The 25533-nt window shown below is 68.7% G+C and carries 26 protein-coding genes; 13 read left to right on the top strand and 13 right to left on the bottom strand.

What is annotated here, in order from left to right; all coding sequences use genetic code 11:
* Positions 1-4: 4 nt before the first annotated feature.
* Entirely contained in the window at positions 5-2842 is a 2838-nt protein-coding gene (locus tag ACOGI8_RS08275; protein ID WP_419856384.1) for a vitamin B12-dependent ribonucleotide reductase, read from the bottom strand.
* A 237-nt stretch (positions 2843-3079) separates the two neighbouring features.
* Between ACOGI8_RS08275 and ACOGI8_RS08270 the strand changes: the two genes are divergently transcribed.
* The 3 genes from ACOGI8_RS08270 (at position 3080) to nudC (ending at position 5438) form a co-directional block, all read left to right on the top strand.
* On the top strand, positions 3080-3808 hold the full coding sequence (locus ACOGI8_RS08270; protein WP_419853331.1) for a dihydrofolate reductase family protein: 729 nt from the start codon (positions 3080-3082) through the stop codon (positions 3806-3808).
* A 142-nt stretch (positions 3809-3950) separates the two neighbouring features.
* Positions 3951-4607: a transcriptional repressor LexA gene (gene lexA / locus ACOGI8_RS08265; protein ID WP_419853330.1), complete on the top strand. Its 657-nt coding sequence runs from the start codon at positions 3951-3953 to the stop codon at positions 4605-4607.
* A gap of 9 nt (positions 4608-4616) precedes the next feature.
* Positions 4617-5438, top strand: a complete 822-nt coding sequence (nudC, locus tag ACOGI8_RS08260; protein WP_419853329.1) for an NAD(+) diphosphatase — start codon at positions 4617-4619, stop codon at positions 5436-5438.
* Here nudC and cysS read toward each other — a convergent pair whose 3' ends face one another.
* The 3 genes from cysS to ACOGI8_RS08245 all read right to left on the bottom strand — a co-directional run bounded on the left by cysS (position 5439) and on the right by ACOGI8_RS08245 (position 8061).
* The gene (gene cysS / locus ACOGI8_RS08255) at positions 5439-6878 is read right to left on the bottom strand and encodes a cysteine--tRNA ligase (protein WP_419853328.1); all 1440 of its coding nucleotides are present in this window, start codon (positions 6876-6878) and stop codon (positions 5439-5441) included.
* A gap of 62 nt (positions 6879-6940) precedes the next feature.
* A complete protein-coding gene (locus ACOGI8_RS08250; RefSeq protein WP_419853327.1) occupies positions 6941-7735 on the bottom strand; it encodes a hypothetical protein in 795 nt (264 codons plus the stop codon).
* 11 nt (positions 7736-7746) lie between these two features.
* A complete protein-coding gene (locus ACOGI8_RS08245; RefSeq protein ID WP_419853326.1) occupies positions 7747-8061 on the bottom strand; it encodes a helix-turn-helix domain-containing protein in 315 nt (104 codons plus the stop codon).
* Between the two features lie 216 nt (positions 8062-8277).
* Here ACOGI8_RS08245 and ACOGI8_RS08240 point away from each other — a divergent pair, with 216 nt between their 5' ends.
* Genes ACOGI8_RS08240 through ACOGI8_RS08205 form a run of 8 tightly spaced genes read left to right on the top strand, consistent with a single transcriptional unit; the run spans position 8278 to position 13507 of the window.
* On the top strand, positions 8278-9006 hold the full coding sequence (locus ACOGI8_RS08240) for an RcpC/CpaB family pilus assembly protein (protein WP_419853325.1): 729 nt from the start codon (positions 8278-8280) through the stop codon (positions 9004-9006).
* Positions 9003-10349: a CpaF family protein gene (locus tag ACOGI8_RS08235; RefSeq protein ID WP_419853324.1), complete on the top strand. Its 1347-nt coding sequence runs from the start codon at positions 9003-9005 to the stop codon at positions 10347-10349. The genes ACOGI8_RS08240 and ACOGI8_RS08235 overlap by 4 nt, the downstream gene beginning before the upstream one ends.
* Complete coding sequence (locus ACOGI8_RS08230; protein WP_419853323.1) at positions 10346-11203, top strand: type II secretion system F family protein; 858 nt, start codon at positions 10346-10348, stop codon at positions 11201-11203. Before ACOGI8_RS08235 ends, ACOGI8_RS08230 begins: the two co-directional genes overlap by 4 nt.
* Positions 11200-11925, top strand: a complete 726-nt coding sequence (locus tag ACOGI8_RS08225; protein ID WP_419853322.1) for a type II secretion system F family protein — start codon at positions 11200-11202, stop codon at positions 11923-11925. Before ACOGI8_RS08230 ends, ACOGI8_RS08225 begins: the two co-directional genes overlap by 4 nt.
* A 23-nt stretch (positions 11926-11948) precedes the next feature.
* Positions 11949-12200: a hypothetical protein gene (locus tag ACOGI8_RS08220; RefSeq protein ID WP_419853321.1), complete on the top strand. Its 252-nt coding sequence runs from the start codon at positions 11949-11951 to the stop codon at positions 12198-12200.
* Positions 12197-12613, top strand: coding sequence for a hypothetical protein (locus ACOGI8_RS08215; protein WP_419853320.1), 417 nt, complete (start codon positions 12197-12199; stop codon positions 12611-12613). Before ACOGI8_RS08220 ends, ACOGI8_RS08215 begins: the two co-directional genes overlap by 4 nt.
* Positions 12610-13074 (top strand): hypothetical protein, encoded by a 465-nt coding sequence (locus tag ACOGI8_RS08210; protein ID WP_419853319.1) that lies wholly within the window; start codon positions 12610-12612, stop codon positions 13072-13074. The genes ACOGI8_RS08215 and ACOGI8_RS08210 overlap by 4 nt, the downstream gene beginning before the upstream one ends.
* A 34-nt stretch (positions 13075-13108) precedes the next feature.
* Positions 13109-13507, top strand: coding sequence for a hypothetical protein (locus ACOGI8_RS08205; RefSeq protein ID WP_419853318.1), 399 nt, complete (start codon positions 13109-13111; stop codon positions 13505-13507).
* Between the two features lie 162 nt (positions 13508-13669).
* Here the strand turns inward: ACOGI8_RS08205 and hemW are convergent, their stop codons facing one another.
* The 5 genes from hemW to lepA all read right to left on the bottom strand — a co-directional run bounded on the left by hemW (position 13670) and on the right by lepA (position 19257).
* Positions 13670-14770, bottom strand: a complete 1101-nt coding sequence (gene hemW / locus ACOGI8_RS08200; protein ID WP_419853317.1) for a radical SAM family heme chaperone HemW — start codon at positions 14768-14770, stop codon at positions 13670-13672.
* Positions 14771-14776: 6 nt separating this feature from the next.
* Entirely contained in the window at positions 14777-15067 is a 291-nt protein-coding gene (locus tag ACOGI8_RS08195) for a helix-turn-helix domain-containing protein (protein ID WP_419853316.1), read from the bottom strand.
* A 1-nt stretch (position 15068) separates the two neighbouring features.
* A complete protein-coding gene (gene dnaJ / locus ACOGI8_RS08190) occupies positions 15069-16274 on the bottom strand; it encodes a molecular chaperone DnaJ (protein WP_419853315.1) in 1206 nt (401 codons plus the stop codon).
* 11 nt (positions 16275-16285) lie between these two features.
* Positions 16286-17368: a heat-inducible transcriptional repressor HrcA gene (gene hrcA / locus ACOGI8_RS08185; protein WP_419853314.1), complete on the bottom strand. Its 1083-nt coding sequence runs from the start codon at positions 17366-17368 to the stop codon at positions 16286-16288.
* A 74-nt stretch (positions 17369-17442) separates the two neighbouring features.
* Positions 17443-19257 (bottom strand): translation elongation factor 4, encoded by a 1815-nt coding sequence (gene lepA / locus ACOGI8_RS08180; RefSeq protein ID WP_419853313.1) that lies wholly within the window; start codon positions 19255-19257, stop codon positions 17443-17445.
* Between the two features lie 54 nt (positions 19258-19311).
* On the opposite strand from lepA, the gene rpsT reads away from it, so the two are divergent.
* Positions 19312-19575, top strand: coding sequence for a 30S ribosomal protein S20 (gene rpsT, locus ACOGI8_RS08175; RefSeq protein ID WP_419853312.1), 264 nt, complete (start codon positions 19312-19314; stop codon positions 19573-19575).
* 8 nt (positions 19576-19583) lie between these two features.
* Here the strand turns inward: rpsT and holA are convergent, their stop codons facing one another.
* From holA to ACOGI8_RS08155, 4 genes are read right to left on the bottom strand one after another with little or no spacing between them, the layout of a single operon-like run.
* Positions 19584-20555, bottom strand: a complete 972-nt coding sequence (gene holA, locus ACOGI8_RS08170) for a DNA polymerase III subunit delta (protein ID WP_419853311.1) — start codon at positions 20553-20555, stop codon at positions 19584-19586.
* A 46-nt stretch (positions 20556-20601) separates the two neighbouring features.
* A complete protein-coding gene (locus ACOGI8_RS08165) occupies positions 20602-22542 on the bottom strand; it encodes a ComEC/Rec2 family competence protein (protein WP_419853310.1) in 1941 nt (646 codons plus the stop codon).
* A 22-nt stretch (positions 22543-22564) separates the two neighbouring features.
* Positions 22565-23224, bottom strand: coding sequence for a helix-hairpin-helix domain-containing protein (locus ACOGI8_RS08160; RefSeq protein ID WP_419853309.1), 660 nt, complete (start codon positions 23222-23224; stop codon positions 22565-22567).
* Between the two features lie 10 nt (positions 23225-23234).
* Positions 23235-24392: an MFS transporter gene (locus ACOGI8_RS08155; RefSeq protein ID WP_419853308.1), complete on the bottom strand. Its 1158-nt coding sequence runs from the start codon at positions 24390-24392 to the stop codon at positions 23235-23237.
* Positions 24393-24483: 91 nt separating this feature from the next.
* On the opposite strand from ACOGI8_RS08155, the gene ACOGI8_RS08150 reads away from it, so the two are divergent.
* Positions 24484-25530, top strand: a complete 1047-nt coding sequence (locus tag ACOGI8_RS08150) for a phosphotransferase family protein (RefSeq protein ID WP_419853307.1) — start codon at positions 24484-24486, stop codon at positions 25528-25530.
* The last annotated feature ends 3 nt before the right edge of the window (positions 25531-25533 follow it).

The following is a 25533-nucleotide window of genomic DNA, read 5'->3' as shown; positions in this document are numbered from 1 at the left end:
CCTCTCAGCCGCAGCCGCTGGTCGCGCCACAGGAGCGGCAGGCAAAGCACGAGCCGGCGCGCACCATCCGGTCGCCGCAGGTCATGCACAGCGGTGCATCGGCATACCAGCGGGCCTCAGTGCGGTGCGACGGCGGGTCGGGCGCCGGTTCGACACCGATCGCGCTCTCGACCGTTGCGCTCTCGAGCCCAGGCAGCGGCGGATCGGTGCGCTCGTCGACGCTGAGCACGCCCAAGTCGGTGCGCTCGTCGAACGACAGGTACTCGAGCGCCAGGCGGCGGAAGATGTAGTCGACGATGCTCGTGGCGATCCGCAGCTCAGGGTCGTCGGTGAGCCCCGCAGGCTCGAACCGCATATTGGTGAAGGCCTCCACGTAGGAACGCAGCGGCACCCCGTACTGCAAGCCGTGGCTGACCGAGATGGCGAATGCATCCATGATCCCGGCCAGCGTGGACCCCTGCTTCGCCACCGTGAGGAAGATCTCGCCGGGCCGGCCGTCGTCGTACTCGCCGACGGTCATGAAGCCGTGGCAGTCGGTGACCCGGAAGGAGAACGTGCGCGACTGGCGGCTGCGCGGCAGCCGGTTGCGCGGCGGCACCACGGCTCCCCCCAGCGCGGCGGCAGCGGATGCAGCAGCCCCCTCGGCCGACACGGCAGTGGCCGGTGCACCAGCCGACGAGGTGGCCGGGCCGACCGACAGGGGCTGGCTCACCTTGCAGTTGTCGCGATAGATCGCCACCGCCTTGAGCCCGAGCCGCCACGACTCGACGATCAGGTCCTCGATGTCGCCGACGGATGCCGATTCGGGCAGGTTGACGGTCTTGGAGATCGCACCCGAGACGAACGGCTGGCAGGCAGCCATCATCGCAACGTGGCCCTGCGGCGAGATGGCATCGGCGCCGATCGAGCAGGCGAACACCGCCCGGTGAGCGCTGGCCAAGTGCGGCGCGCCGGCGATGTGGCCCGTAGCGAGGATGTGCGCCTCGATGTCGGCGATCTCCGAGAGCGAGTAGCCGAGCCGGTTGAGCGCGACGGGCACCGTCGAGTTCACGATGCGCAGATCGCCGCCGCCCACCAGCTTCTTGTGCTTCACTAAGCCCAGATCGGGCTCGATCCCGGTGGTGTCGCAGTCCATCATGAACGAGATCGTCCCGGTGGGAGCGATCACCGTGGCCTGAGAGTTGCGAACGCCATGAGACTCGCAGCCCGAGGTGGCATGGCGCCAGCGAGCGCGCGCCGCGGCACGCAGCTCCTCCGTGAGCGATGCCATGCCTGTGCCGGCGTCCGCCGGGTCGGCACACGGCTCGATGCCGTCCAGCGAGTCGCGGTGGCGGCCCAGCACGCCGCACATCGCCTCCGCGTTGGCGTCGAAGCCGTCGAAGGCTCCCAGCCGCTCAGCCAGGTCGGCCGACGTGGCGTACGCCTCCCCGCACATGAGCGCCGTGAGCGATGCCGCGAGCGCCCTGGCCTGCTGAGAGTCGTAGGGAACGCCCGCTGCCATCAGCAGCGCCCCGAGATTCGTGAAGCCCAGCCCGAGCTGGCGGAAGCTCCGGGAGGTCTCGCCGATCAGTTCCGTCGGGTAGTCGGCGTGGCTTACCAGCACGTCCTGGGCGATGAATGTGATGCGCACCGCCTGACGGAAGCCCTCGATGTCGAACTCGCTGCCGGCGGCGTGGTCCCCGAAGAATGGCAGCAGGTTGACGCTCGCCAGGTTGCAGGCCGAGTTGTCGAGGTGGACGTACTCGCTGCATGGGTTGCTGGCGCTGATCGGGCCGTGGGCGGGCGCCGTGTGCCAGCCGTTGATCGTGGTGGAGAACTGCACGCCAGGGTCGGCGCATTCCCAGGCGGCTTGGGCAATCTGGCCGAGCAGGTCGCGCGCACGCATGACAGCGGTGACCTCGCCGGTCGTGCGGGCCCGCAACTCCCAAGTGCCGTCGGCAGCGACCGCCTCCATGAACTCGTCGGGCAGCCTCACCGAGTTGTTCGCATTCTGATACTGCACCGAGAATGAGTCGGCGCCGTCGACATCCATGTCGAACCCGGCGGTGGCCAGGGCGCGTGCCTTGCGCTCCTCGCGTGCCTTGCACCACACGAAGGCCTCGACATCGGGGTGATCGGCGTCGAGCAGCACCATCTTGGCGGCGCGCCGGGTCTTGCCGCCGCTGCGGATCGTGCCCGCCGACGCGTCGGCTCCGCGCATGAAGCTGACCGGGCCGCTGGCCGTGCCGCCGCCCGACAGCAGCTCGCACGATGCCCGCAGCGCCGACAGGTTCACTCCGGCGCCCGAGCCGCCCTTGAAGATCCGGCCCTCGGTGACGTACCAGTCCAGGATCGATTCCATCTCGTCGTCGACGGCAAGGATGAAGCAGGCCGACGCCTGCTGGGGCACGCCCTTCACGCCGATGTTGAACCAGACCGGGCTGTTGAAGGCCACCCGCTGGTGAACCAGCAGCCACGCCAGTTCTGCCTCGAATGTCGCTTCCTCGTCAGGCGATGCGAAATAGCCGTCGCTGGCCGCCCACCGGGTGATGGTGCCGGCAACGCGGTCGACCACCTGGCGCAGCGACTGCTCCCGCTCCGGCGTGCCGAGTGTGCCCCGGAAGTACTTCTGGGCAACGATGTTGACCGCTGTGGGGCTCCAGTCGGCGGGGAATTCGACATCGGGTTGCGAGAACGCAACTGACCCGTCGACCGCGTTCGTGATGGACGCATCGAAGCGCTCCCACCGCACGGTGTCATAGGGATGGGTGCCGTCAGCGGTGAAATGCCGGCGCAGGCGCAGCGGCGCGCCAGCAGGCCGGCGCCCGGGGCCGTCGCCTCGCACCCGCTGCTCTTCGGTCATCGCCACGTACCGCTGACCTCCTGCACCAGTGTCGCAAACCGAAGTCGACCCGCTGGGACGCGCCTACCGAGCCCTGCGGTCGCGAGCGACAGGCGCACGCTACGACTGCTCACTTGTGGATCGGAAGTGGGCAACGCACAGCCCTTCATGGGGACTTTCCTGTGCATAACTGCCGACTGCTGTGGATAACTTCCCACAACAGCGCCCGCCGAGGGCAACGGGTGGCAGACTCGCCGCGTGCACCGGCTGTACCCGCTGCCGCCCGAGCCCGTCGATGCTCTGCACGCCGCCGGCCCCCAACGCGCACCGCACGCCGACCGTCCCTGGGTGATGCTCAACATGGTCGCGAGCATCGACGGCGCCGCGGCGATCGACGGCCTGTCGGGGGGACTCTCGAGCGAGCCCGACAAGGCGATGTTCGGGGCGCTGCGCGCGCAGGCCGACACGGTCCTTGTGGGTGCGCGCACGGCAAACGCCGAGCGGTACCGCCCGGCGCGGCGATCTGGAGCCCGCATTGCCGTGGTCAGCGGTTCGCTCAGCGTCGACCCAGACTTGCCGCTGTTCAGCCAGCCGCCAGGCCCGCCTACAGCACCGTTGCCGCTGGTGGTGACCACCGTCGACGCGAACAGCGACGCTGCAGAACGGTTGGCAGGTCGCGCGGAACTCGTGCGCACCGGCACCGAGTCGGTGGATCTGCTTGCGTTCTTGAGGCACCTGGGTTCGCTCGGAGCACGCGTCGTGCTCTGCGAGGGAGGGCCGGCGCTCAACGCCAGCCTGCTGGCCGCCGACCTCGTAGACGAGGTGAACTTGACACACGCGCCGCTGGCCGTAGGTACCGACGCTCCACGTATCGCCTCCGCACCTATCGGCGGTTCGCCGGCGCCGGCACCGCGCTCATTCGCGCTGGGGCAGGTGATCGCCCACGACGACGTGCTCTTTGTGCGCTGGGCACGCTCTAGGAACTGACGCTTCGAACAAATGCGCGCTGTTTGGAACATTTGTTGTTAGTGTACTAGCCGGAACGAGAGTTCCTTCCCATCAATGGGATCGCCGGGGCACGCCGGGCAACAGATGCCGGGCACGCCGGGGCCGACCTGAAAGGTTCACTATGCCAACAACCAGCGCCGCAGGTCAGCGGGTCGCACATCTCAATGAGCGTCAGCGCGCCATGCTCGAGTTCATCGACGTGATGCAGCGCGAGCGCGGCTATCCCCCATCCGTGCGCGAGATCGGCGATGAGGTCAATCTCAACTCGCCTGCGACTGTGCACCGCCACCTGCGAACGCTCGAGGCCGATGGATGGATCCGGCGCGACCCGTCGCGGCCCAGAGCGCTCATCATCAACTGCGACTGGCAGACAGGGGTGAAGGGCGAGCGGCGGCCGGCCCGTCACGTGGCGCTCATCGGAGAGGTCGCGGCTGGCACCGACGTGCTCGCTCAGCAAAACGTCGAAGAGCTGCTGCCGCTGCCAGCCGACTTCACCGGCAGCGGTGAACTCTTCATGCTGCGAGTGCGGGGCGACTCGATGATCGATGTCGGCATCTGGGATCGCGACTATGTGGTGGCGCGCCACCAGCCCGAAGCCGAGGCTGGCGACATCGTCGTCGCCGGCATCGATGGCGGAGAAGGCACCGTCAAGCGCTACCGGCGCGAAGGCGACAACGTCGTCCTCGAGCCAGCAAATCAAGATCATCGTCCGATCATCCGCCCGGCCGACGAAGTCACCATCTACGGCAAAGTCGTGACGGTCATCCGGCGGCTGTAGGAGCGGCTGGTGTTCACGGTTCTGACCCAGCCGCCGGACGACCTCGACGACACGTCACGCGTATGGATCCCCGTCCGCTCAGGCACGGTCTTCACCGAGCCAGGCAGCGGCCTGTGCGCAAGCCCCACGGCACCCGTTGGCGACGACTCGCCCCCGGCCTCATTCCTCGGCGTGCTCGATGGCCTCGGCGTCTGGGCTGTCGACATGGATCCCGCCGACGAACCGCCGCTGGACGAGGGCGATCTGGAGCCCGTGCCGCTGCGCAAGCTCTATGGCCGCATTCCCGACGAGCACTGGCAGATCGCCGGCCGCGCCGCACAGATCGTGGAGTTCGAACGAACCCACCGCTATTGCGGGCGCTGTGGAAGCCCCACGACCACCAACGCATCCGATCGCGCAAGAGTCTGCAGCAACTGCGGGCACATGGCTTTTCCGAGGCTCAGCCCTGCCATGATCGTTCTCGTCGAACGCGGTCCCGAGGTGCTGCTCGCATGGGGCCGGCAGTTCCCCGGCCGCTTCTACAGCGCGCTCGCTGGCTTTGTCGAACCCGGTGAGAGCCTCGAGGACGCCGTAGCCCGGGAGGTCTACGAGGAAGTCCAGATCACGGTTGGCGACGTCCGCTATTTCGGAAGCCAACCGTGGCCGTTCCCGCATTCGCTGATGTGCGGCTTTACCTGCGAATGGCAAGCCGGCGAAATCGAGATCGACCCCGAAGAGATCGTCGAAGCCGGTTGGTACACCGCCGACAGCCTGCCCCCGTGCCCGCGCGGCGGGATGTCGATCGCCGGCTGGCTTATCGACGACTGGCTGAGGCGAACCGCAGCCGACTAGTCAGGCGCGGTGCCAGGTGGCACCCGCGGGTCCGTCGGAGACGACGATGCCTGCGGCCGCCAGATCGTCCCGAATGCGGTCGGCGGTGTCGAAGTCGCGAGCTGATCGCGCCGCGGCCCGCTGTGCCAGCAATGCGTCCACCTCGGCGTCGGAGAGCCCGCTGTCGAGGCGGTCTTCGCTTCCGTCATCACCGCAGGTGAGCCCCAGGACGCTGAGCAAGTGCAGCGCCGTGCGAGCCGATCGGGAAGCCTCAGCAGGTGCGGCTCCGTCAAGTGAGGCGTTCGCGCGGCGCACGAGCCGGAAGATCACGTCGAGCGCTGTGGGCGTGGAGAAGTCGTCATCCATGGCCGCCGCGAAGGCCGCCACGGCTTCGACATCCACGTCGGGAACCGAGCCGCCTTCGATGCCAGGCCGCCGCATTGCGGCGTCGATGCCGGCCGACGTGCCTGCGGCGGCGGCCCGGCGAGCGAAGGCATCGAGCCGGCCGACAGCACTGCGGGCGGCTTCAAGCGAGCCGGAACCCATCTCCATCGTCCGCCGGTAGTGGGTCTGCAGCACCAGCAAGCGCACGGCGCGGGCACCAGCAGCGTCGATCGCATCGGCGAGCTGGGTGTAGTTGCCCAGCGACTTGGCCATCTTCTGGCTGCCGACGTTCACCATGGCGCTGTGCACCCAGTAGCGGGCAAACGGTTCGCCCATGGCGGTGACCTGGGCGCACTCGTTCTGGTGATGAGGAAAGACCAGGTCGTCTCCCCCACCGTGGATGTCGAAGCCGGGTCCGAGGGCGCTGAGCGACATCGCCACGCACTCGGTGTGCCAGCCCGGTCTGCCTTCCCCCCACGGCGTCTCCCAGCGCGGCTCCCCCGGCTGCGCAGCCTTCCAGAGCGCGAAGTCCAGCGGTGAACGCTTGTCGGGGTCGACGTCGATGCGCGCTCCAGCATCCGCTTTGAGCTGTTCCAGGGTCCGGCCTGCCAACTCGCCGTATCCGGGGGCAGCGTCGACAGCGAAGTACACGCCCTTGCCCGGCACGTCGTACGCGGCACCGAGCGAGAGCAGCTCAGCGATCACGTCGATCATCTGCGAGATGAAGTGCGTGGCATGGGGCTGCGTGTGGGGCGGCAGCACACCGAGCCGATCCATCTGCTCGTCGTAAGCGGCGGTGAATTCAGCAGCGACATCGGCCTCGGAGCGCTGCTCGCGCAGCGCGCGCTCCACGATCTTGTCGTCGATGTCGGTGACATTCGATGCCATCGTCACCTCATATCCAGACCACTCCAGGTAGCGCCGGATGACGTCGTAGGTCAGCGCTGTGCGGCCGTGGCCGAGGTGCGGCACGTCATAGACCGTCGGTCCGCAGACATACATCGAGATCTCGCCCGGCGTGCGCGGGACGAAGGCGGTCTTGCGCCGTGTCATCGTGTCGAAGATCTGCAAGCTCACTGATGCCGGAGTCCCAATCGGGCTGCAAGGGTACCGATGAGCCGCCAAACGAGCCTGGGGATTTATTGGCCGACGGCGCTGGTCACGCTCCAGACCGCGAAGTTGTGGAACGCGTGCAGTACCAAGCCCGCCCACCAGCCGTACCGCACCCGTGCAATGGTGAACATGAGGCCCAGCCAGATCTGCGGGCCCACCACCAGCGGTGCCACGACAACCGTGGCGACGGTCCAGCTCACGTCGTAGTTGGAGAGGTGCACGACGCCGAAGGCGGCCATCGAGCAATACACCGGCCAGCGCGGGTGAGCCTCCCACCAGCGAGCAACGCTGTCACGCCAGGTCGGAGGCGCTGGCCCGGACTCGCCCCCGGCATCGGGCCGCGCCACTCCCGCGATGAGCGATTGGATCCACAGGGCACCCGACAACAGCACCATGAGGCCGAAGACGGCCGCGACGACGATGACCGGACCGTCGCCGCCTGCAAAGTTCAGCAACCCGAATGCCCCGGCGGCCGCGAGCGCGCCCAGGCGCAGGCGGGCGGCCAGCGGGAGCCGGAACACGAACTCCTCGATCACGGGCGCGATCAGTGTGACAAGCAGGAGTTGCTCGACGAGGGGCCGTTCGAGCAGCTCGGTTTCGAGGGTGTTCACATAGCCGGTTCTGGCCGCGAGCAGCGACACCGCGAGCAACGCGAGCGAGCCGCCGAGGCCAATAACGAACAGCAGGGCGAGGCCCCCGGGCCAGTGCCTCCGATTCGCGGCAGCGCGCCAATCTGGCGACGCGCCGAAGCGCGGGCTGACCGTGCTCCACACGCCCCCTGGCGCGCCGGCGTCAGCGGGCGGCGTCTCCTCGCTGTTCAAACGCCGTCGACCTACTCGTCGTCTTCGTCGTCTTCGTCGAGATCGGCCGGGCGTGCTTCGGGATAGAGATGCTCGAGGCTGCCCGGCTCGACCCTGCTTTGCTCGATGAACGTGTCCACATCGCTCAGCCGCAGCCGGATGACACGTCCGAACCGGTACGCCGGCAGGTCGCCTCGGTCGATGAATCGGTACAGCGTGCGGGTGGTGATGCCCATGCGATCTGCGGCCTTCAGCGTGGACAGCCAGATGATCTCGTCGTACGGAACCTGGGGCGGTTCTTCGTCTCCTGCACCGTTGTCGCCTGATTCGGGCGGCTCATCTGCCATCTCGCACCTCGCAGTCGGTCAGCTGTTGGCGCTGAGGGGGCACGGTCGCTCCCTGACTGATAACGCTAGTGCGCGCATCGACAGCCAACGTGCATTTCGACAACGTTCATTGATATTGCGCACTATACCGACATATCCATTCAGTTTTTTGAGACTATTTAGTAGGTTTTCAATAATTATTTTGTTAGCTGACGCGGACATGCTTAAGTCTTCGGCGTGCCCGCAGATCCGCTGTCGCCAACCGATCATCGGACTCTGCCGCCTGCACCTGCAGCTAACCGCCCGAGCGGTGGTGCCCGATCATCGCTGCGCCCGCGCGTCATCGCGGGCGGGATCTTGTGCGGCGCTGCAGCGCTCGGCCTGTGGTGGGCGTTCGAGCAGTCAGCGGCCGCGCCCGAGACCAGCTACGTGGTCGCACGCACGCGACTCGCTCCGGGCAGGGTGATCGAGCCGGCAGATGTCGCCTGGGTTTCCATCCGCTTGCCGGCCGAGATCGAAGCGACCGTGTTCGGCGAGGGCGATGGCAATGACGTGGTGGGCAGTGTGGTGCTCGAAGCCATTCACGCCGGGGAATTGCTGACCCGGGGCGACATCGGCTCTCGCCGATCAACCACGGGCAGAGACGCGGGTTATGCCGTTGCTGTCGAGCTCGATCGTCCTGGGGCACTCAACGGGCTGATCGCGGCCGGCGAACGAGTCGACGTCGTCGTCACTGATCGCAACCTCGGCGATCGCGCCGGTCTGGACACGCCAGGTCTGGTGGTAGCCGACGCCCTCGTGCTCGACGTCGACGACCTCGCCGGCACAGCGCAGCCGTCGGGCACAGTCACCATCACCCTGCAGGTGCACGACCGCGCCGCCGCCGTCTCGGTTGCCGCAGCCGCCGATGCCGGTGCAATCACACTGATCCGGCCTTGGGGGGCTTCACCGCAGGTGGCGCCATGATCGATCCGGCAACCCTCGCCGAGATCGAGCGGTCGGTGTCGGAGCGCGCCCGTCACAGCGGCCTGGACCCGCGTGCGCCAGGCGCGGATCGGGCAGTCACCGGGCTCGCCCACGAAGAGATCCGTCGCTGGAATCTCGGCTTCAAGAGCGGCGTTCGCAGCCATGTGATCGACGACGCCGATGCCCTTGCCGACCGGGTCGTACGCGACCTGCTCGGTTACGGACCGCTTGAAGCGCCGCTGGCCGATGCCGATGTCTGGGAGATCATGGTCAATGCACCGCATGAGATCTTCGTCAAGCGCCACCACGGTCCGAGCGGTCAGCACGACGAGTCGTTCCACGATGACGAGCACGTCCGGCGCACGCTGACGAGAATCATCGACGACGCGACGGCATCCCACCGCAAGCTGGATCCCAGCGAGGGACTTCAGGACGCGCAGCTCGACAATGGCGCCCGCCTGCACATCGTCCATCCCGACATCGGCCGCGGCGGTCACCTCATCTTCAACATCCGCAAGTTCACCGGGATCGCATTCTCGAGTCTGGGCGACTTGGCGGCCATCGGAACGCTGACCAGTGAGATCGCAGATTTCCTGCGCAGCGCTGTGCGTGCCCGGCTGTCGATCCTGTTCGCAGGCGCACCCGGCAGCGGCAAGACGACGCTGCTGGGATGCTGTGCGGCCGAACTCGACCCGCGCCTGCGGGTGGTGACTGCCGAAGAGGTGTTCGAGCTCGACATCGAGCTGCCCAATGTGGCTGGAATGCAGACCCGGCCGGGCCGGGCCGAGCGAGCTCCTGTCGACCTGAGGCGCCTGGTGACCGGCTTCCTGAGGATGGCGCCAGATGTGGCCATTGTGGGCGAGGTGCGAGACCGCGAGGCGGTTCCCTTGCTGCTGACGCTCTCCAGCGGCGTTACCGGTTATGCGACCATTCACGCGGGATCCGCACGTCAAGCGCTCGTGCGGCTGCGGCTGATGTGCCAGCTCGCTCCTGATGTACGCGAGATGCCCCTCGCGGCAATCACCCAGCTGGTGGCTGAATCGGTTGACATCGTGGTGCATCTGCAACGCGGCCCGGCCGGCGTGGGGGTCACCGAGGTGGTGGCGGTAGAAGAGCCCGGCCACGACGGCACCGTTTCGTTCGAGACGACATCGCTGTATGCGCCAGAGCGCCACGGCCAGCCGCCAGCGAGAACTCCATACGTATCCCGGCGGTTGAGGTCACGACTCACCTCTGCCGCAATGGAGATGCCGTCGTCTAGCCCGACTGGACTGAGCGGTGAAGCCGCGGGCCCAGCGACACGCGAGCACCGGTCCGATGACCAGTCGGGATCCCCGACGTGACCGGACTCGCGTTCATCGCCGCCGGCATGGCGGGCGTGTGGCTGCTTTCGACCCCGGGCAGCGACGCAGCTATCGGGGCCCGATGGTTGCGCGCACCGGTACGCCGGGCGGCAACGGCGGCTCCCCGAGCGCCGGTGTCCTTGCTCCGTTGCGCACTGGCTGGCACTGCCGCGGCAGCCGTGGGGTGGATGGGCGCATGGACGCTCTTCGGCGGTGTCGTCGCGCCCACCCTCGTCGCCGTGTTCGGTGCGGCGACTCCGCCATGCGCGATGGCCAACCGGCGCCGGCGCCGCGCGGCGGACTGCTGGCAGGCGTGGCCGAGTCTGCTCGCGGAGATCCGGGTGCTGGTGACTCACCGGGGTCAGTCGATCCCTGCAGCACTGTTTGCCGCCGGAAGCGACGCTCCCGCCGGGATGCGGCCAGCGTTCTCCGAAGCGGCGCGCACGTGGTCGTTGAGCACCGATTTTGAAGCTTCGCTGCGCGTCCTCAAGACATCGCTCGCCGACCCGACCGCCGACGCCGTCTGCGAGACGCTGCTTGCAGCACACCAGATCGGCGGGGTGCGGATCGATGCCCGCTTGCGTGCGCTGGCCGAGGCAGCCCAAGCCGAGGCTGCCGCTCGCTCCGACGCCCGGGCCAAGCAGGCCGGCGCCCGGTTCGCGCGCAGCTTCGTCGCGTCGGTGCCCGCTTTCATGGCCGCGATCGGCCTGAGCATCGGGCGCGGGCGGCAGGCCTACGAGTCGGGTGACGGCCAGCTGCTCGTGGCGTTCAGTGTGCTCGTGGTCGCCGGATGCTGGCTGTGGGCCAGCCGGATCATGGCGATCCCCGCGCGGAAGCGAGTGTTCGTGCAGTGATCTCTGCAGCCTCGCTCGCCCGGCGCATCGCCTTGCTGGCAAATGCCGACGCCGAGCTTGCTGCGCGGCTGCGCTCAGCTGGCATCTCCCGGTCCCCGTTCAAGTTCCGGGCGCGGCAACTGCGCGGCGCTCTCGCCGGACTCGCCGCATCGGGCGCGGCATTCGGTGCCATCGGCGTCAGGCCGCTGCTCGCGCTGGCCGGGGCGCTCGGGGTCGCCGCAGCTGTCTACGGTGCCTCCGAGCATTTCCTCGGAAGATCCATTGCGTCGCGGCGAGCGCAGATCACCGAAGAGCTGCCGATCATCGCCGAGCAGATCGGCATGCTGCTCGCGAGCGGCATGTCGCTGACGAACGCACTCGATAGCGCGGCGCGACGCGGCGAGGGAATCTGCGCCGAGGGATTGGAACAGGTCGGCTCCCGCGTCGCCGGTGGCACCGCCGTTGAGGTGGCATTGGCCGAGTGGGCCGACGATGCCGGATCGGCAGAGATCCGCAGATTCGTTGGCGTGCTCACGCTGCACGAAGACACGACTGACGTCGCCGCGCTGGTATCTGACGAGGCCCGTTCAGCGCGCATGGAGGCGCACCGGCGCCTCATCGCCCACATCGAGCGTCGAAGCGAGCAGGTCTGGATTCCCGTCACCGTCGCAGCGCTGGTGCCCGGGTGCGTCCTGCTTGCAATCCCGTTCAGCGACGCCCTCAACGGGTACGCGGCGCTGTGAGCCGGCAATGAAAGGACAACCCCATGTACGACAGCCTCATGTACACCGCTCCGATAGCGGCCGCGCTCTGCACGACATGTGCCGCCGCGCTCGCCGCTGTGGGAACCGTCCGGAAGAGAGCGGGACACAACGAGCGAGGCGAGGGGGTGATATCGGCGGCAATCGCTGTGTTGATCATCGCCTCGCTCGGCGCCCTCATGTGGGTCGGTTTCAAGACGCTCTGGGAGAACGCCGAAGAAACGACCAATTCTGAGATCGCGAAGATCGGCAAGTGACCCGTCTGCACGCGGGCTCGCGTCGCGATGACCGCGGCGCCGGCCTGGTTGCCTTGCCATGGTCGGTCTTGGCGTACCTGACTTTTCTCACGCTGGCCGTGCAGGCTGCCGTGTACTTCTACAGCACCTCGGTGCTCACGGCGGTCGGCCACGACGCAACGCGCCGCGCGGCGTTCGGTGGCGGCAGCCCGGCGGCAATCGCCGACGCTGAACGATGGCTGCGCTCGAGCATCGGTCCCGCAGTGGACGTCGAGAAACTCCGCTGGAGCACCACCGGCGAGACCGTCGCGCTGGAGTTGACAGCGAAGCCGCCAACGGTGCTCATCGATGCATCTGCGCTGATCGGCCTGCGAAGTATCGAACGACGGTTCGAGGTGCGGCGAGAGCTCGCTCGCTTCGCCGGTTCGCCATGAGGCACCTCGCCACGAAACGCGCCGGGCATGACGATTCCGGCGTCGTCGGCGCCGAAGTGCTGCCCTTCATCGTGCTCGTGTTCATCGGGGGAACGCTGGTGTTCGCCCAGGCAGCCGCAGTGCTGGACGCCAAGATCGCTGCAGTCGCCGGCGCCCGGGAGGCGGCGCGGACGTTCGTCGAGCATCGTGGTCCCCGCTCCGGCGATACCACCGACGCGGCTGTTGCCGCCGGCATGCGGGCGATGTCGGGCTACCGGTTGAGCGGCGAGGCATCGATCCAGCCGGTCGGCACCGCTCGGCTGCGCCGCTGCGAGCGGGTGACGTTCGAGGGCACGCGGGAGGTCCCCAGCCTGGCGCTGCTCGGCGGCCGATGGTCGCCCGTGACGGTCAGCGCTCGTGCCAGCGAGATCGTCGATCCCTTCCGGCACGGTCTCCGCGGGCAGGCACCCTGTGCGCAGTGAACGGGGCTCGGCGCTGCTGCTGGTGCCTGCCGGCGTGCTGATCGTGGCGCTGCTGGCGAGCGTCGCCGTCGACAGCACGGCTGCCTTTCTGGCCCAGCGCGAGGCACAGGCAGCAGCGTCGTCGCTCGCGAACGACCTCGTCTCGCTTGCCCTCGACGAATCCTCGCTTCGGCATCACGGGTCCTACCGGCTCTCGCCCTCCCGGCTCGGGCGGCTGGAGCCGTGGAGCCAGCGGACGGCGCAGGAGCGGTTGTCGGCGGTGTTCGAGCCCGGATCCATATCGGTGGCAATCAGCGCTGCGGGCCCGGCGGCCGTCCGGGTGTCGGTGAAGGGCTCGGCGCGGCGGGTCATCGGCTTGATCGGGAACGTCAGTGGGCAAGCCAGCCGGCCCGTCGCCGCAGAGGCGATCGGGCACGTTCGATTGTCCGGTTGAGCGCACGCACGCATCCGCTGGCCCGCCATGCGCCATAACGGCAGCGGTGCCACGCTCAGGCAGGGCCCGCTACTGCTGAGAGGCGAAGCCGTGGCCCGAGCGGCCCGTGAGCGACAGCGAACAGGAGCGGGAAGCGACAGGTGCGACAACGAGAGGGTTCACCTATCCGCGCTGTATCTCGGAGGGAAGGCCGAGCCGCACGGCTACCTCATTGGCGAGCAGACGCCCTCGCGCGGTCAGCTTGAGCCGGCCCCCGGCGGCAGGTTCCAGCAAGTGCTCCACGTCGCCAGGCACTGCGTCGGCAGGAACACCGGCCGACGTGCGCAGCGCAAGCTGCAAAGCCTCGACGCGGCGCTCGTCGGGTCCCAGCTCCTCGCTGCCTGCCATGGGGGAGGTGCCGGCCGAGATCGCCGCAATGAACCGCTCGGGCGTGCGGACGCTCCAGAAGCGGAGGCCGTCGCGATGGCTGTGCGCAGCACAGCCGATACCCGCGTAGGAGCCCTGCCGCCAATACAGCAGGTTGTGCCGGCATTGCGCGCCTGGCCGAGCCCAGTTGGAGATCTCGTAGATCTCGTAGCCCGCCCGGGCGAGCAGCTCGTCGGCGAGCAGGTACTTGTCGGCCATCTCGTCTTCGTCTGGATGTCGTGCCGGGTCATCGCCGAGCGGCGTTCCAGGTTCTGGCGTCAGGCCGTACACGCTCAGGTGGTCAGGCTCGAGATCGATCGCCTGGACCAGCGTGCGCTTCCAGTCGGGCAGCGATTCGGCCAGCGAGCCGTAGATCAGGTCCAGGTTGAGCTGTCCGATGCCGGCCTCGCGGACTGCGTCTACCCCCGCAGCCACCATCGGCGGGTCATGGCGACGACCCAGAGCGTCAAGCACATGGGGAACTGCAGACTGCACGCCGAGGCTGATGCGGTTCACGCCGAAGGCCCGGTATGCCTGCATCTGTTCGGGCGTGACCAGGTCCGGGTTGCACTCCACTGTGATCTCAGCGCCCTGTGCCAGGGGCAGCTCCGCCAGCACATCACCGAGCAACGAAGGCTGCACCAAGTTCGGCGTGCCGCCGCCAAAGAACACTGAAGTCACCGGCGGCATGCCGGCCGCCAGCTCCTGGGCCTGCCGGCGGCAGCTCGCCATGTAATCGCCGATGAGGTGACTGCGATCGGTCCAGGTGGCAAACGCGCAGTAATCGCAGCGGTGCGTGCAGAACGGGATATGGCAATAGACGCCGAATGCGGGCGAGGCGCTGCCGTTGTCAATCACAGCCAGTCACAACACCGAATCGGGCGGGTAGCGCTGCGATACCACATGGTCCCGGTCGCCGTTCTGATCGCCGTCAGGCAGCAGCTCGGCGGGCGACACGCGGTAGAGCTCCGCCAAGCGCAGCAGCCGATGCGCGGCCAACCCGCGCTCGCCACGCTCATAGGCCCCCAGCACCGACGTTCGAAATTCGCCGCCGGAGGCCTCCTCGACCTGCGCCAGCGTCATGCGCCGCCGTTTGCGCACCGCCCGCAGCCGCTCCCCCACCAGTGCGTTGAGAGAAGCACTGTCGGCGAGCATCTCAGCCCTTGCTGCGACGCATGCGCCGTTGCCGGGCTTCAGTGCCGCCCCGAGCCTTGGATCGCTCAGCGCGAGCCTCGCCACGTGCATGTTCACGATCGTGCGACTCGGCCGGCGCGGGCCGATCAACAACGATCCCGTCCACCTGTTCGCCACGTTCACTGGCGACGTCTCTCAGCTTGGCCGCCTCGGACTTGGAGAGCTTCTTCGGGATATCCACACGGACCACAACATGCAGGTCACCGCGCCCGCGCCCGTTGGCGCGCGGCACGCCCAGCCCGCCCAAACGGATGGTGTCGTTGGGCTGGGTGCCGGCTTTCACCGCCAGTTCCCGCGGCCCATCCAGCGTCTCGAACGTCACTGTCGCTCCGAGGGCAGCTTGCAGCATCGTCACCGGCAGCTCGGCCACGAGGCTCTCGCCCTGCCGTACGAATACATCCGATTCGGCGACGCGCAGGTGCACGTACAGATCGCCTGCGGGCCCGCCGCGGGGTCCCACCGATCCTCGGCCGCTCAGGCGAAGCGTGGCACCGGAGTCGACGCCGGGCGGCACCCGCACGACGAGCGAGACATGCTCGGCCCGGCGGCCTTCTCCCCGGCAGGATCTGCACGGGTCAATAATCTCCATGCCGGTCCCGCGGCACTGGCCGCACGGCGCAGTGGTGACCATCTGGCCCAGCAGGCTCTGGCGCACCTGGCGAACCTGCCCCGCGCCCCCGCAGACGCTGCACACCGTCGGCGACGTGCCCTCCGCGGCACCCGAACCGCCGCAGTCGTCACACGACACCAGCGTCCGCACGTCGATCGGCCGGTCGACGCCGAAGACGGCCTCGGCAAAATCGAGATCGACCACCGTCTCGTGATCGTCGCCGCGCGGCGGGCCCGACGCTCGGCGGGATCGACCGCCGCCGAAGGGGTTCCCCCCGAAGAACGACTCGAAGATGTCACTGAGATCGAAGTCGAATGCCGGGCCGCCCATCCCACCGCGCAAGCCCTCATGCCCGAAGCGGTCGTAGCGGGCCCGCGCCTCAGGGTCGGAGAGCACGGCATACGCCTCGCTGATCTCCTTGAAGCGGGCCTCGGCCTCGCCGTCGCCCGGGTTCGCATCGGGGTGGTGCTCCCGAGCCTTTTGCCGGTAGGCGCGCTTGAGGTCGCCCTCGCTGACATCGCGGCTCACCTCGAGCAGCTCGTAGTAGTCGGCAGGCATCTGTGGCAGGTCTATTGCGGGACCGATGGCGAGATGCCCACGGGTGCCTGCGCGACGTCGCCGTCGCCGAGGGTATGCGCGACGTCACCGTCGCCGAGCGAGGCCGACAGCCGCCGGCTCACCGTGTGCACCGCCGCCAGCGCCTTCGAATAGTCCATCCGGGTCGGGCCCAGCAGTCCCACGCTGCCGACCGTGCGGCCGTCGACTTCGTAGGGCGCGACCACCACCGAGCAGTCGGCCAGCGGCTTCATTCCCGTCTCGGAACCGATGGCCACGCTGAGGCCGCGGTCGACGAGGCTGCGCAGCAGCGTCACCACCATCAGCTGCTCCTCCAGCACCGACAGAACCGAACGAAGCGAAGACACGGCCTCGAACTGCTCGGTGATCCTGGCTGTGCCGCCCACGTAGAGCTCGCCGGGGTGCGATTGGTCGTCGGCCAGCGCAGCCAGCGCCGCGGCCACCAGCGCATCGGTTGCCGCATCGCCGGTCTCGGGGACGGTCGGCGGCTGCGATCGGGTGCGCCCCACGAGCGCTTCGGCCAGGATCGCTGAGGCGGCCCCGGCTGCGGGCCCTTGTGCCGCGTCGGCCAGTTCCCGGTTGTTGTACACGTCGACGTAAGTGCGCTCCACGACGCCCGACGACATCACCAGCACCACGAGCAGCCGGCCGCCGCCGAGGTCCACCAGCTGGGCCGACCGGATGCTGTCTCGATCGTGCCGGGGGGCGACCACCATCGCCGCATACTCGGTCAGGTCCGACAGCAGCCGGCTGGTGTCGGCGAGCAGCTCCTCGATCTGCCCCTGGGCATGCGCGAAGAACGATCGCACCTGCCGGACTTCCGTGTTGTCCAAAGAGCCCGGTCCGAGGCCGTCCACGAAGTACCGGTAGCCCGCCTCGGTCGGCACCCGACCGGCGCTGGTGTGGGGCTGCATCAAGTAGCCGCCGGCCTCAAGCGCTGCGAGATCATTGCGAACGGTTGCCGGCGACACATCGAGGCGGGTCATCTCGAGCACCGCTGCCGATCCGACCGGCTGCGCGCTCTCGATGAAGTTCTCGACTACCGCCTGCAGCACCGTGGCTCTGCGCTCGTCCATCACTCCTCCGCAGGCCGTACCCGCAATAACCCGATGCTACCGACCCCCTTCAGGCCAGCTTCGGGCGGGCGCGACTACTGGTCGAGGCGCAGAGCGGAAACGAAGGCCTCGTTGGGCACCTCGACACGCCCGATCGCCTTCATCCGCTTCTTCCCCTCTTTCTGGCGCTCCAGCAGCTTGCGCTTGCGGGTGATGTCGCCGCCGTAGCACTTCGACAGCACGTCCTTCCGCTTGGCCTTGACCGTCTCACGGGCGATGATCCGCCCGCCGATGGCGGCTTGGATCGGCACGTCGAAGAGCTGGCGCGGGATGAGCTCGGCCAGCTTCGCCGTGATGGCCTTGCCGTATGGATAGGCGCCGTCACGGTGGCAGATAGCCGAGAACGCATCCACCGGTTCGCTATTGAGCAAGATGTCCACCCGCACCAGGCGCTCGGCGCGGTAGCCCGCGTGGTCGTAGTCGAGGCTGGCGTAACCCTGGGTACGGCTCTTGAGCTGGTCGAAGAAATCGGTCACCACCTCGGCCAGCGGCAGCTCGTAGCGCAGCTCCACGCGTTCGGGCGACAGGTAGTCCATGGAGGTCATCGAGCCCCGGCGCGACTGGCACAAGTCCATGACAGCTCCTGTGTAGGTGCTCGGCGTCAGCACCGACACCGTGAGCATCGGCTCTGAGATCTCGGCGATCTGGCCGGCCGGCGGCAGGTCAGACGGGTTGTCGACCTCGAGTTCCTGGTCGTCGTCGGTACGCACCCGGTAGGCCACCGAGGGCGCGGTCGCGATCAGCGAGAGCCCGAACTCGCGCTCGAGGCGCTCACGGACAATCTCCATGTGCAGCAGGCCGAGGAAGCCGCAGCGGAAGCCGAACCCCAGCGCACCGGAGGTCTCCGGTTCGAACGTCACCGATGCGTCGTTGAGCCTCAGCTTCGCCAGCGCGTCACGCAGGTCGGGGTATTCATCGCCGTCGACGGGGTACAGGCCGCAGAAGACCATCGGCTTCGGGTCGTCGTAGCCGTCCAGCGGTGCTTCCGCCGGCGCTGCCGCCGAGGTCACCGTCTCGCCGGAGCGAGCCTCTGCCACGTCCTTGATGCCTGCGATGAGGTACCCCACCTCGCCGGGGCCCAGCGCGTCGGTCGGTGTCACCGCGGGCAGGCGAAGGCCCACCTCCTCGGACAGGTGCAGGCCGCCGGCGTGCATGAAGCGCAGCCGGTCGCCGGCGCACAGCCGGCCGTTCATGACTCGCACCGAGGAGACGACGCCGCGGTACTGGTCGAAGTGGGAATCGAAGATCAGCGCTTGGAGCGGGGCCTGCGGATCGCCGCCCGGCGGGGGGATCCGCTCGATGATCGCATCGAGCAGCGCTTCTACGCCCTCACCGGTCTTGGCCGAGATGGCCAGCACCTCGCTCGAGTCGATGCCCAGCACACGCTCTATCTCCGATGCGTACAGATCCGGCTCAGCCGCGGGGAGGTCGATCTTGTTGAGCACCGGGACGATGGTGAGATCCGACTCGAGGGCCAGGTAGCAGTTGGCCAGCGTCTGCGCCTCGATGCCCTGCGCTGCATCGACGAGCAGCACTACGCCTTCGCATGCCGCGAGCGACCGACTGACCTCGTAGCCGAAGTCGACATGCCCGGGCGTATCGATGAGATGCAAGGTGTGGCCCCGCCAGCTCACGCGGACGTTCTGGGCCTTGATGGTGATGCCGCGCTCGCGCTCGAGCTCCATCGAATCGAGGTACTGGGCGCGCATCGAGCGCTCCTCCACAGCACCGGTCAACTCCAGGATCCGGTCCGACAGCGTGGACTTCCCGTGGTCGATATGGGCGATGATCGAGAAGTTCCGAATCGATCCGGTTCCGGCGCCGCCGTCGGCAGGGGGCACGTGGGGCATCGCAGGCCGCACGGTACCCTGCGGGGCCGGTTTCGAGACGGAGAGCATGCCTTCGTGGCCAACATCAAGAGCCAGATCAAGCGCAATCGTCAGAACGAGGCGCGACGGGTGCGCAATCGTGCCGTGCGCTCAGAACTGCGGACGCGCGAGAAGGCGGTGATGGCAGCCGCCGAGGCGGGCGAACCCACCGACGAGCTCATCCGTCTGGCTCAGAAGCGGCTCGACAAGGCCGCCGCCAAGGGTGTCATCCACCGGAACGAGGCGGGCCGGCGCAAGTCGCGCCTCATCACTCGCACAGCATCCCGCAACGGGGCGTAGCGCCCCCGTCAGTGGGCGCCGGCGGCGAGGCGCGCGCAAAGGATCTCGGCAACGCAGCGAGCGTCGAGTCCGGACCGTCCGCGCATGTCCATGTCGGCCGCTGCGAGCAACTCGACAGATCGCGCTATGCCCTCACTGCCACGCCGCCGGCATGCATCAAGCGCCTTGCGGGCCGGAAATGTCGAGCCGCGCAGACCCAGCAGCGCTGCAGCTTCTTTCTCGTTCGTGGCATCGGCACCATCGAGGCGGGCCATCCGGGTGATGTGATTGGCCACGGTGGCCGTGACGGCCAGGGGATGCCGTCCCGCGCCCCACATGCGCTGCAGCACCGCGAGGGCCGCACCGACGTTCCCATTGTCGATGGCGTCAGTCAGCTCCCACGGCGGCACATCGCCCTCGGCGCCCAAGTAGGGCTGCACGTCGTCGAAGCTCAACCGTGCCCCGTCGCCGAAAACCGCCGCCAGCGTGTCGAGCACGGCACCGAGGCGGCTGAGCTCGTTGCCGAAGTGATCGCCGACGCTGGCGCGGGCTCGCGCATCAAGCTGGACCGGTGCCTCGGCGAGACGCTCCTCCAGCCAGGTCCGGCGATTGCGCGCCCCGCCTGGCACGTCTGAGGCGACCCGGTGTCCCCCGCTGGCCTCCACGGCCTCGGCCAGCGGGCGCGGCACGCGACCGGAATCCCACTCGAGCACCAGATCGGTGGTGGGGCAGGGATCGTCCAGCCACGCGATCAGTGGGGCAAGATCCGCCGCGCCGAAGCGGCTCAGCCCGCGGGCCACCACCACCCGATGGGTTGCCAGCATCGGCGGCGTCGAAGCCGGGATGACGACATCGGCCAGCACGTACTCGTCGCCCGAGAACTCGTCGAGCACTTCTGCCCGGTCGGCATCGCCGACAAGTTCGGCCACAGCAGCCAGCACCGCTTCGGCCGTGAGGATCTCGTCGGCGCCGCTGATCAGCCGTACGGTGCCTCCGGGCATCAGCGCCGCGGTCCCGGGGCGGCGGCTCGCGCGCAGAGGTCCGAGTTCACGGTGCTTGCCGCCACTCGGCCGACGCTAGTTCTGCTGAGACGTGCAGGCGCTCTGCATCAGGCTCAACCGTGAGCCCTGCCACGACGACGGGCTCAGTCACCACCTCATGCGGCACCCGGCCGCCGAAACCCGCTGGCGCGAGGACCTGCCCGATGTCGTAACGGGCATGCAGGGCACGTACGGCCTCACGGCCCGCGCGGCTCGCCGAGCGCGCCACAAGCACGTCAATGCGATCGATCCCCGCGACGGCGAGCTGGCCGAGGGCACGTGAGGGATCGGGGCGATCCACCACCACGACCACGGGATCAGCGACAGCGGAGCCGGTCGTGGCAAGACCGGCCGGCACAGACTCTGCGTGCTGGACGGCAAGATGCGGCCCCACCGGAGGCGCAGGTCGGTGCGTGCCGGCCGCCGCCCAGACTCCGGCGCCGGCAGCGACGACCGCCAGGCTGCGCAGGGCGCCGGCCAGGTTCCCGAACACGTGCGGCGCCAAAGCGAACAGCCCAGCGCAGCATCCCACCACTGCGGCCGCGGCGGCCAATTCGGCAGCCTCGATCTGCGGCCAGCCCAGGGATGCGCCCCAACGCGCCACCCCCGCGACCCACCCCATCATCAGCTTGGTCGGCAGGTGCAGTACCGATGCGACCGCATCGCCGGCGAGGCCGCCCGTGAGTCCGCCGACGAGGCCCCAAACCATGGCTGGGCCTGCGACGGGTCCCGCCAGGACATTGGCGGGAATGCTCACGAGCGGCAGCGAGCCGAAGACGGCGAGCTGCACCGGCAGCACCCCCGCTTGTGCGCTCAGGGTGGCGGCGAGCGCCAGGCGCAGCCACGCCGGCCCCCACAGCAGGCGAGCAACGCGGCGAGCCCCGATCACGATGGCGGTAGTCGCGGCAACCGACAGCTGGAAGCCGACCGAACGGACAAGCAACGGGTCGACGAGCAGCAGCACGATGACCGCCAGCGCCAGCAGCCTCGTCGCCGATGCCCGCCTGCCGACGGCGTGCGCTCCGACAGCGAGAGTTGCGAGCACGCAGGCACGCAGCACCGAGGGCTCACCCCTGGTCAGCACGGCGAACTGGACGAGCAGGGCTGCCACGGCGACCAGCCGGACCCGCGGTCGAAGCCCGGCAAGCAGCGGGGCGAACAGCAGCAGCACAAATGCCACGTTCGATCCCGACACGGCGAGCAGGTGGGTGAGCGATGTCGCCCTGAAGTCGTGCACGACCTCGGGCAGCTGCCCCCGATCGTCGCCGTACACGAACCCGGCGAGCAGCGCTGCATCCCGCGGCGACAGCGATCCGCCCGACGCTTCCACGAGCCCGCGCAGCGAGTTTGCTATGCGGAACGGCGCGCTGCCGCTGTCGAGACGGTGCGCTGTGCGGATCTGGGCAGTCCCTGCGAGATGCCGGGGCCACAGGAAGGGACGGTCGGCAGGCTCGGCGGGTTCTGCGCTCACGCTCAGGAGCCAGCGCTCCCCCATCGCCGCGTCTTCCAGCCGCCATGCAGCCGGGCCCCGTACCCAGCCCTCCCACCGGTGCTGGGCACCGTCGATCGTCGCGCTGAACGGCACGACCAGGGCACCAGAGCGCCATCGGGGATCGCCGACTAGGTGCACCTCGCCGTCGAACTCGCCTCCCGTCACGGCGCTCAACTGGGCGACCTGCGCTCCCATGGCAACCGCCGCGAGCACCAGCAGGCCGGCCGGGATGAGCACCCGCGCGCGGGTCGCAACGCCCAACGCACCGAGTCCGATGCCCAGTGCGGCGCCCCACCACCACGACCCCCTCCACAGCGATACCGGCGGCGCCCACAGCGCGCCGGCCGCGGTGGCGATGGCGCCTGCCACCAGCCACCGGTCGGCAACGGCGCTGAGACCTCCGAACTGGCGCGGTGCCGCCCGCGGCGGGCTCTGCCGGTCCGGCAAAGCAGGCACGGTCGGCGGGTGCCGCGGCAGCTCAGACGGTCGCATGGGGTCGTAGCTGGGACAGCTTGGAGGGTCCGATCCCGGGCACCTGCTCGAGAGCATCCAGCGTCGCGAACGGCCCGTGCTCGGCCCTGTAGGCGATGATCGCCGCCGCCAGCGACGGGCCGATGCCCGGCAGCTCGTCGAGCTGCGATGCCGTGGCGGTGTTGACGTCGATCGGTCCGGCGAGATCTGAACCCGGCCCCTCGCCAGCAGGCTGCTCACCCTCCACCGGCACGTAGATCTGCTGCCCGTCGCTCAGCCGTTCTGCCAAGTTGACCGCTGCGTCATCTGCGTCGGCTCCGAGCCCGCCGGCTATGTCGACCAGGTCGCCCACCCGCGACCCGGCAGGGATGTCGTAGAGCCCTGGTCGCCGCACCGCACCGGCAAGGTGCACCTTCAGCAGCGACGGCTGCGTCGTCGCTACAGGAAGCGGTGCTTCGTCCGCAGCAAGCGGCAGCTCGATGGGCTCGGGCGAGCCATGCCGGACCCCGGCCAGAAAGCCCACTGCAACCACCGCGCCGACGGCGCCGAACAACACCAGCACGGGCACGACACCGATCCGCCGTGCGAAACCGGCTGTCTCCGTCGCTACGGAACGCCAGTCGGTGGAGCGCCCGTGTGCTGAGGGCCCTGCGCCCGGCGCCCGCATGCATGCGACCCTAGTGATGCTGTGCGATGACCTTTGGTGGAATTTTCACTGCTTTCAGTCTCAGCATGGCGATCGCCGCGAGGATCAGGCAGGCCACCGCCCAGCCGCCGAACAGCCAACGCGGCCCGAACTGGCCGTACAGCGGCGGGCCGCCGAATGCGGCGCCAGCCGCGACGAGCAGGCCGACAGCTTCCAGTACCCCGGTCCCCATCGCCGCCTGCTCGGCACCCGTGGCCTCGAGCACGAGCACCTGGGCACCCATCACGCCATAGGACTCGGTGACCGCTTCGGCGATGCCCACGGCGATGAAGCTCGCCAATCCCCCGATCCAGCCATACAGCAACACTGCCGGGACGAAGAGCAGCAGTGCGGGGACACCGACGCGACCTCCGCCGAGGCGTTCAGCCAGGGCGCCGGTGTACGGCGGCAACGCCATCAGCGGGATGCCGATGATGAGCAGCCCGACAGCCAGCTCGCCCGACGACAATCCCACATCGGTGAGGTAACGGTCGACGGTCGCGTCGAAGATGCCGATGAGCCCCCAGATGCCGACGTGTACGCAGATGGCCGCCTGCACCCGAGGGCGGCGGAGCAGGTTGCCGAGGTCCGAGTAGTCCACCGCAGCCGCAGCGATCGGCGACTTCGAGATCAGCACAGCTGCGACCGGTCCGAGCAACAGCATCAACGTGCCGGTGAGCAGAAATGGGGCCTCGAACGAGACACCGCTGAGCGCCGCCCCGATCGCTGGACCGCTGATGAACCCGGCCACTGCGCACGACAGCAGGCCGCCCACCTTGGCGCCGCTGCCGCTGATGTCGCGGCCAATCAGCGCCTTGCGAGCCACTAGGCCGAACAGTCCGAAGGACAGGCCGGCCAAGGCCCGGCTCGTCACGAGCGACCATGTTTCCTCCGCGAACACGAAGCCGAAAGCGCCGAACACCGCTGCCGTCACCGAGATCCATGCCACGAGACGGTGATGGCCCCGGTCGACCAGCGGCGAGAGCAGCAACTGCGCCAACAAGCCGGCGACGAAGCCGGCGGCGGCCACCATGCCCAGCTCCAGGTGGGAGAGACCGTATCGATCTTGCAGATCCGCCAGGTAGGCGAAGATGACGCCCATCGAGGCCGTGACGAGGAACTGCGTGGTGTAGATCGTCACGAACAGCACCGGCGAAGCGTATTGGCGCCGGCGGTGGGCACCGCTGCATCGCCGCGGCCATGATGGAGCGCTGTGGGGTCGACGAGAGGGGGGAACGACGGTGTCTGATGCAGTCTCCGATGCCAGCAGTCCGGTCGCCGGCATCGAGCCCGAGCCGGTCACGGCGTGGATGGCCGAACGGGTCGAGCTCAGCCCGCCGCTGCAGTTCGAGATCATCGCCGGCGGGCACTCGAACCTCACCTACCGAGTCAGCGACGCTGCAGGGGGCCGGTGGGTGCTGCGCCGCCCGCCCCTGGCGCACCTGCTGGCCGGGGCGCACGACATGGTGCGCGAGCACCGCCTGCTGTCATCGCTGGAGCCCACCGTGGTGCCCACGCCCCCGGTGGTGGGCCTGTGCACCGACGACGAAGTGAACGGCGCCGACTTCTACGTGACCGAGTTCGTGGACGGCACGGTGCTGCGCTCGCTCGACGATGCCGAGACGCTGACGCCCGAGGCCCGCGGGGAGCTGAGCCGGCGGATGGTGGAGGTGCTCGCCGCCATCCACAGCACCGACTTGGAGGCGACCGGGCTCGCCACCCTCGGCCGGCCGGAGGACTATGTCGCTCGGCAGCTCCATGTCTGGCGGCGCCAGTTCAACGCCATGACGTCGCGGGATCTGCCGATCATCGAGCGCGTCCACGACGTGCTGGTGGCCTCGATCCCGCCGCAGACCGAAGCCACCCTGGTGCACGGCGACTACCGCCTCGACAACTGCCTCTCCACCACCGGCGGAGACCTAGCGGCCGTGCTGGATTGGGAGATCTCCACGCTGGGCGACCCGGTCGCCGAGCTGGGATTCCTGCTCGGCTACTGGGTCGAGCCCGACGACGGCTTCAACCCGCTCGGGCACGACGCCACCACGGCCGAAGGCTTCTGGACCCGCGACCAGCTCGTTCACGCCTATGCGGAGCTGACCGGGCGCGACATCAGCAACATCGAATGGCACTTCGCCTTTGCGAGCTGGCGCCTGGCGTGCATCCTCGAAGGCGTCCATGCGCGCTACGTGGGCGGCGCGATCCCCGAGATTCCCCCAGAAGTCCACGAATTCCCGCAGAACATCGTGTCGCTGGCCGAGCGAGCCGAGTCGGTGCTGGCAAACCTCTAGCTA

Source organism: Candidatus Poriferisodalis sp., from assembly GCF_965204195.1.
Lineage (GTDB): Bacteria > Actinomycetota > Acidimicrobiia > Acidimicrobiales > Poriferisodalaceae > Poriferisodalis.
The sequence above is the reverse complement of the archived record's forward strand: the minus strand, read 5'-3'. Positions and strand labels throughout refer to the sequence as shown.